Annotated in this window: 12 protein-coding genes and 1 pseudogene; 7 read left to right on the forward strand and 6 right to left on the reverse strand. The window is 72.1% G+C overall.

Going from position 1 to position 16989, the window contains the following annotated elements:
- The first annotated feature begins 2 nt into the window (after positions 1 to 2).
- The 3 genes from ACFW6A_RS22220 to ACFW6A_RS22230 are packed head-to-tail and all read left to right on the forward strand — an operon-like array spanning position 3 to position 4515.
- On the forward strand, positions 3 to 1046 hold the full coding sequence (locus tag ACFW6A_RS22220) for an ATP-binding SpoIIE family protein phosphatase (RefSeq protein ID WP_386484411.1): 1044 nt from the start codon (positions 3 to 5) through the stop codon (positions 1044 to 1046).
- Positions 1043 to 2890 carry an ATP-binding protein gene (locus tag ACFW6A_RS22225; protein WP_386642232.1) on the forward strand — a complete coding sequence of 616 codons (1848 nt, stop codon included), beginning with the start codon at positions 1043 to 1045 and terminating at the stop codon, positions 2888 to 2890. Before ACFW6A_RS22220 ends, ACFW6A_RS22225 begins: the two co-directional genes overlap by 4 nt.
- Positions 2887 to 4515, forward strand: coding sequence for a SpoIIE family protein phosphatase (locus tag ACFW6A_RS22230; RefSeq protein WP_386642235.1), 1629 nt, complete (start codon positions 2887 to 2889; stop codon positions 4513 to 4515). The genes ACFW6A_RS22225 and ACFW6A_RS22230 overlap by 4 nt, the downstream gene beginning before the upstream one ends.
- 155 nt (positions 4516 to 4670) lie before the next feature.
- On the opposite strand, the gene ACFW6A_RS22235 is transcribed toward ACFW6A_RS22230, so the two are convergent.
- Together ACFW6A_RS22235 and ACFW6A_RS22240 are read right to left on the reverse strand one after the other, a co-directional pair.
- Entirely contained in the window at positions 4671 to 4841 is a 171-nt protein-coding gene (locus tag ACFW6A_RS22235) for a hydrophobic protein (RefSeq protein WP_386642238.1), read from the reverse strand.
- Positions 4842 to 4924: 83 nt separating this feature from the next.
- Positions 4925 to 5281, reverse strand: a complete 357-nt coding sequence (locus ACFW6A_RS22240; RefSeq protein WP_351846471.1) for an STAS domain-containing protein — start codon at positions 5279 to 5281, stop codon at positions 4925 to 4927.
- 345 nt (positions 5282 to 5626) lie between these two features.
- Here ACFW6A_RS22240 and ACFW6A_RS22245 point away from each other — a divergent pair, with 345 nt between their 5' ends.
- Entirely contained in the window at positions 5627 to 9841 is a 4215-nt protein-coding gene (locus tag ACFW6A_RS22245; RefSeq protein WP_386642241.1) for a SpoIIE family protein phosphatase, read from the forward strand.
- Positions 9838 to 10134 (forward strand): STAS domain-containing protein, encoded by a 297-nt coding sequence (locus ACFW6A_RS22250; protein WP_351846469.1) that lies wholly within the window; start codon positions 9838 to 9840, stop codon positions 10132 to 10134. Before ACFW6A_RS22245 ends, ACFW6A_RS22250 begins: the two co-directional genes overlap by 4 nt.
- A gap of 92 nt (positions 10135 to 10226) precedes the next feature.
- Here ACFW6A_RS22250 and ACFW6A_RS22255 read toward each other — a convergent pair whose 3' ends face one another.
- Together ACFW6A_RS22255 and ACFW6A_RS22260 are read right to left on the reverse strand one after the other, a co-directional pair.
- Entirely contained in the window at positions 10227 to 10574 is a 348-nt protein-coding gene (locus ACFW6A_RS22255; RefSeq protein ID WP_351846525.1) for a hypothetical protein, read from the reverse strand.
- Between the two features lie 304 nt (positions 10575 to 10878).
- A complete protein-coding gene (locus tag ACFW6A_RS22260) occupies positions 10879 to 11343 on the reverse strand; it encodes an ATP-binding protein (RefSeq protein ID WP_386485050.1) in 465 nt (154 codons plus the stop codon).
- 503 nt (positions 11344 to 11846) lie between these two features.
- Between ACFW6A_RS22260 and ACFW6A_RS22265 the strand changes: the two are divergent.
- Positions 11847 to 12382 (forward strand): annotated as a pseudogene (locus ACFW6A_RS22265) (transposase).
- On the opposite strand, the gene ACFW6A_RS22270 reads toward ACFW6A_RS22265, so the two are convergent.
- Complete coding sequence (locus ACFW6A_RS22270) at positions 12333 to 12959, reverse strand: hypothetical protein (RefSeq protein WP_351846465.1); 627 nt, start codon at positions 12957 to 12959, stop codon at positions 12333 to 12335. The pseudogene ACFW6A_RS22265 and the gene ACFW6A_RS22270 sit on opposite strands and share 50 nt — an antisense overlap.
- 611 nt (positions 12960 to 13570) lie before the next feature.
- Between ACFW6A_RS22270 and ACFW6A_RS22275 the strand changes: the two genes are divergently transcribed.
- Positions 13571 to 14884 (forward strand): cellulase family glycosylhydrolase, encoded by a 1314-nt coding sequence (locus tag ACFW6A_RS22275; RefSeq protein WP_351846463.1) that lies wholly within the window; start codon positions 13571 to 13573, stop codon positions 14882 to 14884.
- A 60-nt stretch (positions 14885 to 14944) separates the two neighbouring features.
- On the opposite strand, the gene ACFW6A_RS22280 is transcribed toward ACFW6A_RS22275, so the two are convergent.
- Complete coding sequence (locus ACFW6A_RS22280; protein WP_351846460.1) at positions 14945 to 16705, reverse strand: ABC transporter ATP-binding protein; 1761 nt, start codon at positions 16703 to 16705, stop codon at positions 14945 to 14947.
- Between the last annotated feature and the right edge of the window lie 284 nt (positions 16706 to 16989).

Raw genomic sequence — 16989 nt, forward strand, 5'->3', positions numbered from 1 at the left:
CCGTGGCGGACGGCCACGGGACCGAGGCCGAGGACGTCGTGTGGATGCGCCTGGGCGCGGCGCTGGACGCGGTGGCGCGTCGTGAGGCAGCGCGTCTGGCGCACCGCATCGGCATGTCCGCGGACAGGGGGGCCGAGGTGGAGCTCGCCGTCACCGAGGCGGCCACCAACCTGCAGAAGTACGCGAAGGACGGCTCCCTCGCGCTGCGGATCGTCCGCCTGCCCGGCCGGGCCGCCGTCGAACTGCTCTCGCTGGACAGCGGTCCCGGCATTCCGGACCTCTCGGCCGCGCTCGCCGACGGCGTATCCAGCCGTGGCACCCTCGGCATGGGCCTGGGCTCCATCGCACGGTGCGCCGACACGTTCGACGTGTACTCCCTGCCGGGGGTCGGAACGGCGCTGCTCGCCCGGTTCTGGTCCGTCAGGGCCGACGGCGCGCTCGGAGACGCCGAGCCCTCGGTGGCCGGGCTGACCCGCCCGATCAGCGGTGAGGCCGTGTGCGGGGACAGTTGGGCCGCGCGCACCGCCGAGGGGCCCGACGGGGTCGTGGTCACCTCCATGATGTGCGACGGACTCGGCCACGGCCCGCTGGCGGCGCTGGCGGGCGAACGGGCACGGGCCGCGTTCAGGGCCCACGCGCACAGGTCGCCCGAGCTGGTCGTGAGGGCACTGCACGACGAGCTGAAGGGGACCCGCGGCGCGGCGGTCGCGGTAGCACGTGCCGACTACTCGCGCGGCACCGTCGAGCACTGCGGCGTGGGCAACATCAGCGCCTGCGTGGTCAGTGGGGACAAGCGGAGCGCGCTGCTGTCGGTTCCCGGCATCGTGGGCCACCAGATGCCGACCCTGAGGACCTATCAGGTGCCCCTGGAGCGGAGCGGCGTCCTGGTCCTCCACTCCGACGGGCTGAGCGACCGCTGGTCCCCCGCCTCCTTCCCCGGACTGTTCCGGCGGCGTCCGGCGCTCATCGCCGCGCAGATCCTCGGTCAGGCGGGTGTGCGACGGGACGACGCCGGCATCGTCGTCGTCAAGGCGGCCGGTTCGTGAGAGCCGTGGGGAGCCACGAGTTCAGCGATCTGCCGCTGAGCGCCGACAGGGATGTGTTTGAACTCCGCAGACAGGGACAACTGCTGTGCAAGGCCTTGGGGCTGGAAGGTCACGAACTGGTCCGCGTGGTGACCGTACTGAGTGAGGTGGGGCGTGATCTGCTGGGATCCCCGGCCCTTCGCGTGGGGCTTCGCACCGCGCCTGAGCCCGGTGGGGTTCACTTCCTCGCCTCCTTCACCTGGGGCGGGCACCGGCGTCCCGGCGCCGAGACCGTACGGGCGGCGCAACGGCTCCTGGACCACAGCCGGTACAGCGCCTCGGACGAAGGGCACACGCTGACGGTGGGACAACGACTGCCCTCCACGGACACTCCCCCCGAACAGCGCGTCGAGCGGGCCCGCGCGGCGCTCCTCGGTTCGGGCGACCTCAGCATGGCCGATCAGCTGCGCTCGCAGAACCGGCAGCTGCTCCGGGCCCTGGAGGAGTCGCGGGCCCAGCAGGAGGAGCTGCGGCGGCTGAACGAGGAACTGGAGGAGACCAACAAAGGAGTGGTCGCCCTCTACAGCGAGCTGTCCGCGGAGCTGGAGGAGACGAACACCGGCGTGGTCGCCCTGTACGCCGAACTGGAGGACAAGACCCGGCAGTTGCACCTGGCCAGCGAGGCGAAGACCAGGTTCTGGGCCAACGTGAGCCACGAGCTGCGCGCCCCGGTCAACTCGGTCATCTCCCTGGCGCGTCTCCTCATGGCGCCCGGTGCCGATCCGCTGAGCGAGGAACAGCGGCAGCAGCTGTCCCTGATAGCCGGCTCCGGCAACACCCTCCTCGCACTCGTGGAGGAGCTCCTCGACGTGGCGAAGGCGGAGTCCGGGCGACTGGAGCCCGTGCCGGTCGACACCGACCTGCGGACGCTGCTCCACCAGCTCCGCGGGACGCTCGGCGGCATGGCACACGAAGGGGTGCGCCTGGACATTCCCGACGTGCCGGACGCTCCTCGGCTCGTCACCGACGAGGTCATGCTGACCCGCGTGCTGCGCAACGTGCTCTCCAACGGGCTGAAGTTCACGACGGCGGGCGAGGTCCGGCTCACCGTCGAGACCGAGACGCGGGGCGGGCGGACCTGGTTCGCGTTCACCACCACCGACACGGGCGTCGGGATCCCGCTGGACCAGCAGGAGCGGGTGTTCGAGGAGTTCTACCAGGTTCTGGGCGTGCACCAGCGAGGCCGGTCCGGCACCGGCCTGGGGCTGCCGTACGCGCGCCGGCTCACCACGATCCTCGGGGGCACCCTCACGCTGACCAGTGCCCCCGGGGAGGGAACCACCGTCCGCGTGGACGTCCCCGCCCATCTCGACGCCTCCCCCATGGAGGCGCAGGGCGCGGACGGGGACGCGCCGCAGGCGGCCGAACCCGCCGCCCGGCTCGGCTCCCTCGTGGTGGTGGACGACGACCCGACGTTCCTCGCCCTGCTGCGCCCGACGCTGGAGCGCATCGCCGACGACGTCACCGAGGTCACGGTCAGTTCGCAGGCCTTCGACGTCATCCGCGACCGCCGGCCGGACGCGATCCTGATCGACCTCGTCATGCCCGCTCCGGACGGCTACACCCTGCTCGGGGTCCTGGCCCGCGACCCGGTCACGGCGCGCATCCCGGTCGTGGTGCTGACCTCCACCGACCCCAGCGAGGTGGACCGGACCCGGCTCACCCACGCGCGCTCCGTGCTGAACAAGACCCACCTCACCCGGGAGCGCATCCTGCCGGCCCTGGGCCTCGACCCGGTGCTCGCCGCTCCCCCTCCCCCGGCGGCGGGGAACGCGCCCGCCGAGAGCGGAAAGACGACAGAGTGATCCCCGACCCGTCCCCGTCCGACAACTCGCCGGCGAGCATCCTGATCGTCGACGACAACCCGACGAACCGTTACGTGCTGAGGACCACGCTGTCGCGGGCGGGTCACGCGGTCGTCGAGGCCGAGGACGGCACCCAGGCCCTGGCGATCCTCGAGTCCGGCGAACCGCTGCCGGAGGTCGCCATCGTCGACGTGAGGCTGCCGGACATGACCGGCTTCGACGTCTGCGAGCGCATCAAGGCGAACGCCGTGACGGCGGCCCTGCCCGTCATCCACGTCTCCGCCTCGGCGATCACCGCCACCGACCGGACGCAGGGCCTCAACCGCGGAGCCGACGCGTACCTCACCGAACCCATCGCACCGGACGAGCTCCTCGCCACGGTCACCGCCGCCCTGCGCTACGCCCGCGCCCGGCGCCGGGCCGAGCACCTGGCCGACCGCCTCCTCCACCTCAACGCGGCCACACACCTCCTCTACCGCGCGGACAACGCCGGCGAGGTCGCCCGGGCGGCCGCGGAAGGCGCCGCGACCGTGCTGGGGACGACGGCGGTGGCGGCCCTGATCTCCCCGCACGGCGAGCCCGCCTCGGCGGTCCGCACGGCGGCGCGGACCGAGGAGACGCCCCTCGGCGTGGAGGCCGGCGAGGTCGACGTGCGGGACCTGCCGACGTACCACAAGTCCGGCGAACGGACCGGCACCCGGCTCCTGCGGGCCGAGGCCCGGTCCTGGCCGGGCTTCCCGGCCCACCTGGCGCCCGGCGGCGTGCTCGCCGTCGGCGTCGCCCGGGCGAAGCCGGGGCGCCCCCCGGTCTGCCTCGCGGTGCCCGCCGAGGCCGTCGCGACGCCGGACGACGAGCAGTTGCTCACCCAGCTGGCCCAGGCGTGCGCCCTGGCCCTGGAGGCGCTGCGGAGCTACACCGAGGAGCACGACCTGGCGCTGACGCTCCAGCGGAGCTTCCTGCCCGACACCCTGCCCCGCTCCCCCCTCGCCGAGCTCGCGGTGCGTTACCTGCCCGCCAGCGAACACACTGAGATCGGCGGCGACTTCTACGAGGCCCTGCCCACCCGGGACGGGCTGCTGCTCGCCGTCGGCGACGTGGCCGGCCACTCCCTCGACGCGGCGATGCTGATGGGGCAGATCCGCCACGCGCTGCGCGCCTACGCGATCGAGGGACACGCGCCGCAGGCGATCCTCGACCGGATCGAGAACCTCCTCGTGGCCGTCGAGGCGCAGCTCACCCTCACCCTGTGCATCGTCCTCGTCGACAGCGGGACGGGACTGCTGCACGTCGCCAACGCCGGTCACCTGCCGCCGCTCCTGCGCACTCCCGACGGAGGCGTCCGCTTCGTCGAGGAGCACGGACCCCTTCTCGGTCTGCGTCTCCCGCAGCCCCCGGCGGTCCGGGTGGCCGCGCCCCCCGGCTCCGTGCTCGTCATGACGACCGACGGCCTGATCGAGCGGCGCCACGAGGACCTCGGCGACTCGCTGACGCGGTTGTCGGCCGTCCTGGGCACGCTGCCGACCGACGCGGAGAAGGTGTGCGACGGGCTGCTGACGGCTTTTCCGCCCGACGGGGAGGACGACATCGCCCTGATGGCGGTCCGCGTCACCGGCCCTTCGGAGTGATGCGGGGGCCGGTGCCACAGGCCTTCCGCGACGCCCGCCCCCCTCGTGCCCGTCGTGCCGCGCCGGGCCCTCCGAAGCGCCTCGGGGCCCGGCCGTCTTCCGTCCGGCCGGGCCCCGAGGCGCGTGGTGCGCGAAGAAGCGCACCGTCACTCACCTCACCATCTGTACCAGCGGCCGCGACCGCCTCCCTCGTTGGTGGACCGCATGACGAAGCCGAGCAGCCATATCACCAGCACGGCTATGGCGACCCACCAGAGCACCTTCACGGCGAAACCCGCACCGAACAGGATCAGGGCGAGAAGCAGGACCAGAAGCAAAGGAACCATTGTCATCAACCTCCTGACAGCCGCCTGCCCCGCGATTCCCGTCCGATGCACCGATCCGCCCGGCCGGTTCCTTCCTTCCGCGATCAGGGCCGTGCGGGGCCCAGCGCGTCCGCGACCGTCGGCACGAGGGTGAAGACCTGGTCCAGCCCCATGATGCCGAAGACCCGCGTCAGGTCGTCGTTCACTCCGGCGAGTGCCAGGACGCACCGCGCCGCGTGTGCCTTCTGGTAAGCGCCGACGAGGACGGTGACGCCGGTGGAGTCGCAATAGGTGAGGGCGGTCAGGTCGAGCACGACACGGGTGTCCGGGACGAACGCCTCCTCGCCGAGGAAGTCGGCGAGGAGCGGGGCGGTGTGATGGTCGAGCTCGCCGTCCACGACCAGGACGGTGGCGCCCGGGGCGGTGTGCTGGGGGCTGATGGTGAGGGTGTGGTCGTCCACCGGTTCTCCTGTGCGGCTGGGGGCGTACGGTTCGTCGGTCGGGGTGCGGAGCGTACGGAGCGGGGCCTCGTCCCCGGACCTTTCGCCTCTCCACGGCTGGGCGGAACATGTGTCACCGGCCTCCGACCGGGTGCGGTTCCGCCCGTGGGCCCGCGCGTTCCCCGGCTTCGCGGACCGGCGCCCGCGCCCGGGGGCGCGGCGGCAGGTTTATCCTACGGATCATGCGGGGTTCTCGCGGGGCACCGACGTGTCGGCCGGTGATCGGAACGGACGGTCGCGGACGACGCGGCCGTGGACCCTCCGTCGCGGACGGGACGCCCGGGCACGGCAACGAGAGGGCGGCCAGTGGTCGAGCGTGAGGGCCGGGAGCCCCGTACGACGGGAACGGCCGCGTCCGGGGTGTTCGCCGCCGACCAGGAGATCGGCCCCGATCTCGCGGCGGTGGACTGGGCGGCGACTCCCCTGGGCCCCCCGGATGGCTGGCCGCAGAGTCTGCGCACCGCCGTGAGCATCCTGCTGTCGTCCCGCTTCTCGATGTGGTTGGCGTGGGGGCCGGAACTGACGTTCTTCTGCAACGCCGCCTACCGCCGCGACACGCTCGGGCGCAAGTACCCGTGGGCGCTCGGCCGGCCGGTGCGGGAGGTCTGGGCGGAGATCTGGGAGGACGTCCGCCCGCGGATCGAGAGCGTCCTCGCCGGCAGCGCCACGTGGGACGAGGCACTGCTGTTGTTCCTGCGGCGCTCCGGGTTCCCGGAGGAGAGCTACCACACCTTCTCGTACAGTCCGCTCCGCGACGACGACGGACGGGTCGTCGGCGTGCTGTGCGTCGTCAGCGAGGAGACCGACCGCGTCATCGCCGAGCGCCGCATGAGCACGCTGCGGGACCTGGGTTCGGACTCCCGTGCGCTCCTGACCGAGCAGGAACTGGTGGTCTTCGCGGGCCGGCAGATGGAGCACAACGCCGAGGACCTGCCGTTCACCCTCACGTACCTGTTCGAGGAGGACGGCTCGGCCCGGCTGGCGGGGACCACCGGCATCGCCGCCGGGCACCCCGCCGCCCCCGAGGTGCTGGCGGCCGGCGACACGTCGGCGCCGTGGCCGGCCCGGACACCCGACCGGCAGGAGACCGCGCTGGTGGTCCTGGACGGTCCGGCGCACGAGGCGCTGCCGTGCGGCGCCTGGTCCGAGCGGCCGACGCACGCGCTGATCGTGCCCCTGCTGGACCGGGGCGCGGCACCGTACGGCTTCCTGGTGGCGGCCCTGAACCGCTACCGGCCGCTGGACGAGGACTACCGGGGCTTCGTCGAACTCGTGGCGGGACACCTCGCGGCCGGCATCTCCCGCGCCCGCAGCTACCGGGCACAGCAGCGGCGGGCCGAGGAGCTCGCCGAGCTCGACCGCGCCAAGACGGCCTTCTTCTCCAACATCAGCCACGAGTTCCGGACCCCGCTGACCCTGATCACGGGCCCGGTGGAGGAGCTGCGCACCCGGTGGGCGGACGCCGATCCCGCGGTGCGCGACGAACTCGACGTCATCCACCGCAACGGGCTCCGGATGGGCAGGCTGGTCAACGACCTGCTCGACTTCTCCCGGATCGAGGCCGGTCGCCTGGAAGGCCGTTACGAGCCCGTGGACCTCGCCACGGCCACCGCCGACCTGGCCGGCGTGTTCCGTTCCGCCGTCGACAAGGCCGGCCTCGACCTCGCGGTCGACTGCCGGACTCTGGAAGCCCCGGTGTACGTGGACCGCGGGATGTGGGAGAAGGTGATCCTCAACCTGCTGTCCAACGCGCTGAAGTTCACCTTCGAGGGAACGATCGGCGTGTCCGTGCGCGCGGAGGGCGCGGAGGCGGTGGTGACGGTCACGGACACCGGCACCGGGGTGCCGGCCCACGAGGTCCCGCGGCTCTTCGAGCGCTTCCACCGCGTCGAGAACGCCCGCGCGCGCTCCGGTGAGGGCAGCGGCATCGGGCTCGCCCTGGTCCGGGAGCTGGTCGGGCTGCACGGCGGCACCATCACCGCCGAGTCCGTGGAGGGCGAGGGCACCCGCTTCACGATCCGCCTGCCGTTCGGCACCGCACACCTGCCCGCGGACGCGGTGGTGCCCGCGACCCCGCCGGGCGAGAGGGGCGACGCGGCCGAACCGTACCTGCAGGAGGCACTGCGCTGGCTGCCCGGCGGAGAGGCGGCCCCGGGACCGGCAGGCACGCCGGCCGAGAGCGGCGCGGCCGTCGCCGGAAGCGGCGCGGACGCCGGCCCCGGGGCCGCCGTCGAGCCGAGCGGGAGAAGCGTCCCGGCGGTCACCACGAAGGTCCTCGTCGCCGACGACAACGCGGACATGCGCGAGTACCTCACCCGTCTGCTGTCGGGTGCCGGTTACGAGGTGCGGGGGGTGCGCGACGGCCAGGAAGCCCTCGCCGCGATCCGCGCCCAGGTGCCCGACCTGGTCGTCAGCGACGTGATGATGCCCCGCCTGGACGGCCTGGCGCTCGTGACCGCACTGCGCGCCGACCCCCGCACCGCCACCGTCCCCGTCGTGCTGCTCTCCGCGCGGGCCGGTCAGGAAGCCTCCGTCGAGGGCCTGCGGGCGGGTTCCGACGACTACCTCGTCAAGCCCTTCGCGGCCGTCGAACTCCTCGCCCGGGTGCGCGCCACCGTGGAACTCTCCAGGCTCCGCAACCACCAGGCGCGCTGGCGCACCGCCCTCGTGGACTCCCTCCAGGAGGGCTTCTTCGTCTGCGACGAGACGGGCTCCGTCGTCGAGATCAACGCCGCCTTCACCGACATCCTCGGTCACGGCCCCGAGGGACTGCCGTACGCGCCCGTCCCCCCGTGGTGGCCCGACCCGCGGCTCGACCCGGAGGCCCGCCGTCAGGTCGAGGAGACCTTCGCCCGGCTGGCCCGGACGGCCAAGGGCTCCTCCACCGTCCCCCTCACCCACCGGGACGGACGGCGGGTCTGGGTGAGCGTCGCCGTCGTCCGGGTCCAGGATCCCGACACCGGCCGTCGCGTCGTCGTGGGCACCTTCCGCGACGTCACCGCCGAGCACCGCGCCGTCCAGCGTGACAGCGCCCTGGCCGCCTTCGGCACCCGGCTGTCGGAGGCCGGCAGCACGGCCGAAGCCCTCGCCGGCGCGCTGGACGAACTGCGGAGTCTGTGGCGTGCGCACCGGGCGACGGCCGCCGTCTTCACGAACGGGGACCGGCCCCGACTGACCGTGGCGGGGGCGCCGGTGACGTGGGACCGGCTCCCCGCCGAGGAGCGACGGCTGCTGACCGAGGTGCGCGGGGGGCCCGCGCTCACGCCGGTGGCGGACGGCTCCGGCGCCGCCGTCCTCCTGCAGCACCCCGACGGCCCCCTCGTCCTCCGGATCGCCCTCGGTCACCGGCGCCCCTTCACCGATGAGGACGGGCTGCTGCTGTCCTTGCTGGCAGGCCGTCTGGCACAGGCGCTGACCCGAGCCCGTCAGATCGACCAGCAGCGGGAGACCGCGCTCGCCCTGCAGCGGGCCATCCTCGGTCCCTCCCGGCTCCCCGAGGGGTTCGCCGTGCGCTACGAACCGGCCGTCCGGCCCCTCGAAGTGGGCGGCGACTGGTACGACACGGTGCCGCTGCCCGACGGACGCACCGGCATCGTCGTCGGGGACTGCGTCGGCCGCGGACTCGAAGCCGCCGCGGTCATGGGCCAGCTCCGCAGCGCCTGCCGGGCACTGCTGCTGCGGAACCCGGACCCGGCCCAGGTCCTCATGGCGCTCGACCACTTCGCCGCCGGCGTTCCCGGCGCGCTGTGCACCACGGTGTTCTGCGGCGTGCTCGACGACGAAACCGGAAACCTGACCTATTCCAGCGCCGGACACCCTCCCGGTGTCCTCGCACACCCCGACGGCACCACCGTCCTGCTGGAGGGGGGCCGCTCCGTCCCGCTCGCCGTCGCCCCGGGGAAGGACCGCCCGACCGGCACGTGCACCGTGCCGGCCCGGGCCACGCTGCTGCTCTACACGGACGGCCTGGTCGAACGCCGTCGCGTCCCCCTCGGCCACGGCATCGCCGAAGCGGGCCGCGCCCTGCGGGACGGCCGCGACACGGCCCTCGACGTCCTGGCCGGCGACCTCATGGCCCGGCTGGCTCCGGCGGACGGTTACGACGACGACGTCGCCCTCCTGCTCTACCGCCTCCCCGCCCCCCTCGACGTGACGTTCCCCGCGGAATCGGGGCAGCTCGCGACGGTGCGCCGGGCCCTCCGCAGCTGGCTCGGCCGGTGCGACCTGCCTCCGCGGACGGTGCAGAACGCCCTCGTGGCGGCCGGGGAGGCGTGCGCCAACGCGATCGAGCACGGCCACCGGGACTCTCCCGGCGGCGCCGTGCGCCTGCGCGCCGAAGCCCTCGGCGGCGAGCTGCGGCTCAGTGTCCGGGACACGGGCCGCTGGAAGCTGCCCGATCCCGTGTCCCATCCCCACCGCGGCCGCGGAGTGACCCTCATGCGCGCCCTGATGCAACAGGTCACCCTGACCCCCGGCCCGGCCGGAACCACCGTCGACATGCGCACGAGGATCGCCCCATGACCACGACACCGCTCACCCTCACCCCCGGCCGCCGGGCGGACGGCACCCCGGTGCTGAGGGCGGTCGGCGAGATCGACATGAGCAACGCCGATGCCCTGGCCGACGCCCTCGACGCCCTGCCGGACCGGCTCGTCGTCGACCTCACGGAGGTCGAGTACCTCGACAGCGCCGCCCTGAGCGTGCTGTTCGCCCGCTCTCACCGCGTCGAACTTGTCGCGCCCCCGCTGCTCACTCCCGTCCTGACGATCTCCGGTCTCGCCGAGCTCACCACCGTCCACGAGAGTGACGCCTGAGAGCACGGCAGGCCGAGGTCGCCGACGTCCGGCGCCTCTGCTCGGCCGGAGCCGCCCGCGCCGGTGCTCCGGAGGTCCGGTCCCGGGATCGCTCAGGACCGGGGGGCCGTCAGGCCGGCGGGGGTGTCGGGGATGAGCCGGGAGACGTCGTAGGCCGCGGGAAAGAGGTCGGCGGCCAGCAGCAGAAGGTGCAGGGGCTGGTCGTGCAGCCTCGTCGCCGCCGTCCTGCGGTGCGGGCCGCTCCGCGGGGCGCGGCCGAACAGCAGGCGCAGGCCGGACACGTCGGTGAAGGGCGTGTGTTCCAGGTCCCACAGCAGGAGGGTGACGTGGGGCGGCAACCGGTCCACAGCGGCGTGCAGCAAGGGCAGGGTGCCGAAGTCGATCTCCCCGTGCGGGGTGACGCGGGCGGTGGTGCCGGTGATCGTGGTGACGACGTTCATACAGGACACGCCCCCCTTCCGGGGGTTGATGAGACCACGGACGAAACACCCCGGATCCGGGAAAAGGGGGGGTGCACGACGATGGCGGGGTCCGGGTGCCCGGAGTGGGGGCAACTCCCGGATCCCAAAGGCCGCCGCTCGTGGCACCGGCCGGTCTCGTGTCCTTTCAGCGTCGCACACCCGTGCACGCGCGTGAAACGACGAGGGGACCGCACGGCTGGGGTGAGGCGAAGCTCACGGCACCGGCGGGGCCGAGGAGCGGGGGAGGGAACGGGGCTGCCCGGGCCGTCGTCGCGTTCCGCCGCTACGCCGGGCCGGAGGCGCCCGACAGGGCGAGGCGGGCCGTGACGCGCTTGCCCAACGGCTCCTGCTCGATGAGCAGTTCCTCGGAGACCGCTTCGACGATCTCCAGGCCGTGCTGGCCGATCCGCCGCGGATCGGCGGCGCGGGCCGCGGGAACGGCAGGGTTCCCGTCGCGCACGACGACGTCCACGCTGTCGTCCCTGATGCGCAGCTCCATCAGGACGGGGCCGGGGGCGTACTTGCAGGCGTTGGTGACCAGCTCGCTGACGACCAGCACGGTCAGGTCCCGTGCCCGTGGGGACACCGGCAGCCGATGCTCGGTGCGGGCCCGGTCCAGAAAGGCGGAGGCGTGACGCCGGGCTTCGGCCACACAGCTTCCCCCGCCGTCCAGCACATGGCCGGCCCGCATCAGGAACCTGTCCAGCAGGGATTCGGAACCGCCGCCTGGGTCGGCGTCAGCTCCCATTGACTTCGTCCTCGTTCTCGTTCTCGTTCACAGGGGGCGGTTACCCGACCGTCCGGGCCGCATGCGGCGAAGGCCGACCGGTGCCGCCGTACGGGTGGGTCCGGTCTTCAGCAGCGGTGCACCATCATCCGCGCGCGCTGCGGCCCGCACAAGCCCGGGAGAGCATCCGGTCGATGCGTGGGTGAACCTTTTCCGGCCCGACGGTGTCGGCCGCGCGGGGAACGGACCGGCGGAACGGCGAAGCTCCCGGCAGACGCGGTCCCGCCGGGAGCGCCCGCAGCCACCAGGAGCTTCGCGTGCCTGTCTCCCGTCGTCGACCGACCTGTCCGGTCGCACCCCGCGGTGCCTGACGGGACGACTCTCCGCCCGGCGAGGGGAGGGCGGGACCCGACGGCTTCGGCCGACCGCCGGCCTTCCGTCCGAGTGCCCGTCCGCGGCCGCGCCCTCACGTGATGGCGGCGCCCGGGGCCTGGCTGGTGTTCGAGGACGAGGCCGGGGTCTCGATGACACCGGCGAGGGCCCGCACCTGGGGACGCTGCGGCCGAACGCCCGTCGTCAGGGTGCGCGGCCGCTCCCGCCGACGGGTCTCGATCGCCGCCCTGACCTGTTACAAGCCCGGTGAACGGTCTCGACTGATCTACCGGCCCAGGCTGGACGACGGCCAGGGCCGGAGCAAGGTCGCAAGAGCTTCGCCTGGACCGACTACCGTGACTTGATCGTCGCAGCGCACAACCGGCTCGATGGTCCGATCGTCCTGATCCGGGACAACCTGAACACCCACCTGGCCGCCGGCATGAAGGAGTTTATCGCCGACCAGGACTGGCTCACCGTCTACCAGCTGCCCCCGTACGCGCCCGACCTCAACCCGGTCGAGGGCATCTGGTCACTGCTGCGACGCGGCTTCCTGTCCAACGTCGCCTTCGCCGACCCCGACCACCTCGTGCGGACGATCAGGCGTGGGTTGCGGAAGATCCAGTACCGGCCCCAGCTCATCGACGGCTGCCTGACCGCGACCGGGCTGACCACTGCTTTGCCGTGATCACATCCAACCTCGAAGGATCCTGGCCGCCTCGACGATCGCCGCGCGGTCCGCGAGCGATGAGCGGCGAGCCGCCGTCCTCCGGCAGGACGACCAGGAACCGCCAGAGGCCGGCCTCCACATTCGCCAGTCCGATCGTCGCTGCGGATGCGAAAGCCTCGGCTGCGGGCCCGGTGCCCTCAGTCAGCTCGTCGAGCTTCGCGTAGGACTTCGCCAGATCTGCGGAGGGGCCGCTGAGCCACGAGCGGACGTTCGCCCCCTTGCGCAGCGCGGCGAGCAACTCGTCACGCATCGTGCCCTGAGTCGATTCCAGGACTCGACCGTGAAGGCGTTCTTGGACGCACGGCTGCGTCGGGGACGCCTCAGCCTCCTGGCGACACCGCCGGCACGACTGCAGGGCGTCGGGAACGAAAAGATGCAGATAGCAGGTGGTATGCCGCGCAGAGATACCGCAAAGCGTCCCTCGCTGGCCCGCCGCATGCTCGACACCGGGAACGCCGTTCACCTCGCAGGCACCGAAGCGGGCCGGCTCCCGCGCTGTTGCAAACGACCAGTCATCGTTCGGGGCATCGATCACGCGGAGAGCATGCCACAGCGGCTTCTCGCCTGATCTTGACCACCGACATCGCGAGTTCAACCTGAGTAGGATTTCTGAGGACATTGCCCGGAAACCGTCCCCTTCCTGAACCTCGACTCAGCGCGGGAGGCGGGGCGCCTCCGCTCTGGTGGTCTCCATGTCACGGCGGCGTCGGGGCTCGGGGCGGCCTTCAGCGCGGCAGTTCTTCGCCATGAAGCCCCCATACGGGCCGCCTACCGCACCCCGACGGAAGCAGCACCGGGCTTCCTGTCATTCGACTTCGCACCCCGCGTGCGAGTGCGATGCGATGCGACCGGATGGTTCAGTTCGGCAAGCCTCAGTTCAGTAAATACATGACCGATAAGTGACAACGGAACCACAAGAACGACCTTACGTTCAGCGCTGGCCCCGTGAACCAACTTCGCCAATTCATCCCTTCGCAATAAATGTGTCCTTCATGCTTGACATGTATCCGGCCACGGGTGCCTCATGGTGGACACCCCGGCACGACACGGACCAGCGGCTCGGTCCTTGAATTCTGACAACGTTGTCTCAGTATCAGTTTTCGACGTGCGCGGGCTCCTTCCACACGTTTCCCTATGAGGAGAGGCATGACCCAGTCACAGCGCAGGACGTGGCTCACGGCCGCCGGCAGCGCTCTCGCCGGCGTCGCCGGGCTGCTGTTGCCCGTCTTCGGCGCCGCCGGAGCCGCCCAGGCCGCCGAGAGCGGCATCCACGTCAGCAACGGCCGCGTGTACGAGGCCAACGGCAGCGAGTTCGTGATGCGCGGGGTGAACCACGCGCACGCCTGGTACCCCGGCGAGACCGACGCCATCGCCGACATCGCCGCCAAGGGCGCCAACACCGTCCGCGTCGTCCTCTCCAGCGGCGACCGCTGGACGGAGACGAGTGCCTCGCAGGTGGCGTCGATCATCGGCGACTGCAAGACGAGCAAGGTCATCTGCGTCCTGGAGGTGCACGACACCACCGGGTACGGAGAGGACGGCGCCGCCGCCACCCTCGACCAGGCCGCCGACTACTGGGTGGGCGTCAAGAGCGCCCTCCAGGGCCAGGAGGACTACGCCGTCGTCAACATCGGCAACGAGCCGTTCGGCAACAGCGGTTACACCGCCTGGACCGGCGCCACCAAGAGCGCCATCGGCAAACTGCGGAACGCCGGCATCGAGAACGCTCTGATGGTCGACGCCCCCAACTGGGGCCAGGACTGGTCGAACACCATGCGCGACAACGCTGCCGCGGTCTTCGCTTCCGACCCGCGCCGCAACACGATCTTCTCGATCCACATGTACGGCGTGTACGACACGGCCGCCGAGGTCCAGGGCTACCTGAACCACTTCGTGAACAACCGACTGCCCATCGTGGTCGGTGAGTTCGGCGACAACCACAGCGACGGCAACCCCGACGAGAACGCCATCATGGCCACCGCCCGCTCGCTGCGCGTCGGTTATCTCGGCTGGTCCTGGAGCGGTAACGGCAGCGGCGTCGAGTACCTCGACATGGTCACCGGCTTCAATCCCGGCTCCCTGACCACCTGGGGCGACCGCTTCTTCAACGGCGCCGACGGCATCTCCACCACCTCCACCCGCGCCACGATCTACGGCGGCGGCAGTGGAGGCGGCGACACCGGTGGCACCGCACCCAACGGCTACCCGTACTGCGCCAACGGCAACTCCTCCGACCCGGACGGCGACGGCTGGGGCTGGGAGAACAACCGCTCCTGCGTCGTCCGCGGCAGCGCCGCCGACACCGGCTCCGGCTCCGGCTCCGGCGGCGACACCGGTGGCACCGCACCCAACGGCTACCCGTACTGCGCCAACGGCAGCACCTCCGACCCGGACGGCGACGGCTGGGGCTGGGAGAACAACCGCTCCTGCGTCGTCCGCGGCAGCGCCGCCGACCACTGAGCGACCGGGGTGCCCTCCTGTCCTCGCCGACGGGAGGGCACCCCGCGTCCGTACCACGACTCAGGCCAGCTGGGTCGCCTGGAGGCGCGCGTACGTGGAGCCGCGTTCGAGGAGTTCCTGATGGCTGCCGGTCTCGACCACCCGACCCCGTTCCAGGACCACGATCCGGTCCGCGCTCCTGATCGTCGAGAGACGGTGGGCCACGACGAAGACCGTCCGGCCGGCGACCAGACGGGCGAGGGCCTCCTGGACCTGCGCCTCGGAGCGGGCGTCCAGCGCGGACGTGGCCTCGTCCAGGACCAGGACCCGAGGGTCACGGATGAGGGCCCGGGCGATCGCGAGCCGCTGCCGCTGGCCGCCCGAGAGCCGCGTGCCTCGCTCCCCCACCACCGTGTCGAGGCCGCCCGGCAGCGCGTCGACGAACTCGGCGGCGTTGGCATCGCGAAGGGCGCGCCGCAGCGTCCCGTCGTCGACGTCCTCCAGACCGTAGGTGACGTTTTCCCTGATGGTCCCCTCGAAGAGGACGGACTCCTGGGGGACGACGGAGACGGACCTGCGGTAGCTCCGCAGGTCGAGGTCGGCCATGTCCTGGCCGTCGAGGAGGACCCGGCCCGCAGTGGGTCGGTGAAAGCCGAGCACGAGGTTGAGCAGCGTGGATTTGCCCGCGCCGGAGCCACCGACGATCGCGAGGGTGGTGCCGACCGGTACGTCGAGGTCGACGTTGCTCAGGGCGGGTTCGTCGCTGTCGCCGTGGGTGAGGCCGGCGCCCTCGAACCGGAACGCCCCGGCGACCGACTCCACCCGTCGTTTGCCGTCGTTGACCTCCAGGTCGGGCGCCTGGAGGACCTCGCCGACGGACTTGAGCGACTCCACCGCCTTGCCCACGACGGGTGCCAGCGCGAGCAGGCTGGTGACCGCGCCGGTGAGGGTGGAGAAGTAGGCGCTGAGCATCACGACCTCCCCCGCGGTCACCGACGCCCACCCGTAGTAGGCGACGAGCGCCGCCCCGGCGAGGCAGGCGGTGCCGAGTCCGTTGAAGGCCACCCAGGACAGGGATCCGAAGCGGGCGTTGAGCAGGTCGAGTCTGGTCCCCTCCCGCTGCACCTGGTCGAGCTCGCGTCCGACGCGGCCCAGGGCCGTGCGCTCCAGGGCATGGGCGCGGGTGATGGGGATGAGGGTGGTCATGTCGCTGACGGAGGCAGACATGCGCTCCACGGAACGCCGGTAGGTGCTGTTGCCCTCGCCGAGCCGCGCGCGCAGCGCGCCGATCAGCAGCACGGCGACGGGGATGAGCAGGAGGAAGACGGGCAGGAAGACCGGGGTGACGACGGCGATGACGGCGAGGCCGCCCGCCAGGGTCGCGACGGCGGTGAGGCCGTTGTCCGCCGTCTGCTGGAGTCCCGTCTCCAGCGTCTCGACGTCCCGGACCACCTTGGCGTGCAACACGGACGAGCTGGTGCGGCTGTGGAAGCCGATGGAGAGCTGCTGCATCCGGGTCACGAGGGCGGACCTCAGGTCGCGGCCGAGCCGGCGGATCGCCCCGTGCATCCAGCGGACGTACAGCAGGTGCAGGGGCGGGTTCAGGAGGAGGACCGTGAGCATCACGGCGCAGTTCCACCACAGTTCGGCGATCGGCCGGTGCTCGACGACGACGTCGATGACGTTCGCCGTCACCGGGGGGAGCAGCCAGACGGGTGCGTGCTTGACGAAGAAGACCGCGACGGCCCCGGCGAGCCGTGCCTGGTCGGGGCGGAAGAGGTAGTGGACAGTGCGGATCGGGTGTTCGCCCCGGTAACGGTGGTCGAGCGGACTGTGATTCATGGCTTCTGCGGCTTCCTTCGTCGTGACCGGCCGCGCCTCTGCCCGTGGCGCGCGTCCGGTGGCGGCGCGTGGGCCGGGGGGAGCCGCCGGGTACAAGGGCTGCCCGGTCCTGCGGCCGTGGGACGGCCGGAGTCTTCCTGGGGCGAGAACGGCGGCGTGCTCTCGTAAAAGCATGCGGCGCGTGGGGCTTCCGATTCCAGTGTCGGCGGTACCGCATCAAAGCTTTACGAAACTCTGGCTAAATTCGCCGGTTCTGGCAGGTCACGCCGGTGTATCGCGCCGTG

This window comes from Streptomyces sp. NPDC058758, from assembly GCF_042746075.1.
Classification (GTDB): Bacteria; Actinomycetota; Actinomycetes; order Streptomycetales; family Streptomycetaceae; genus Streptomyces.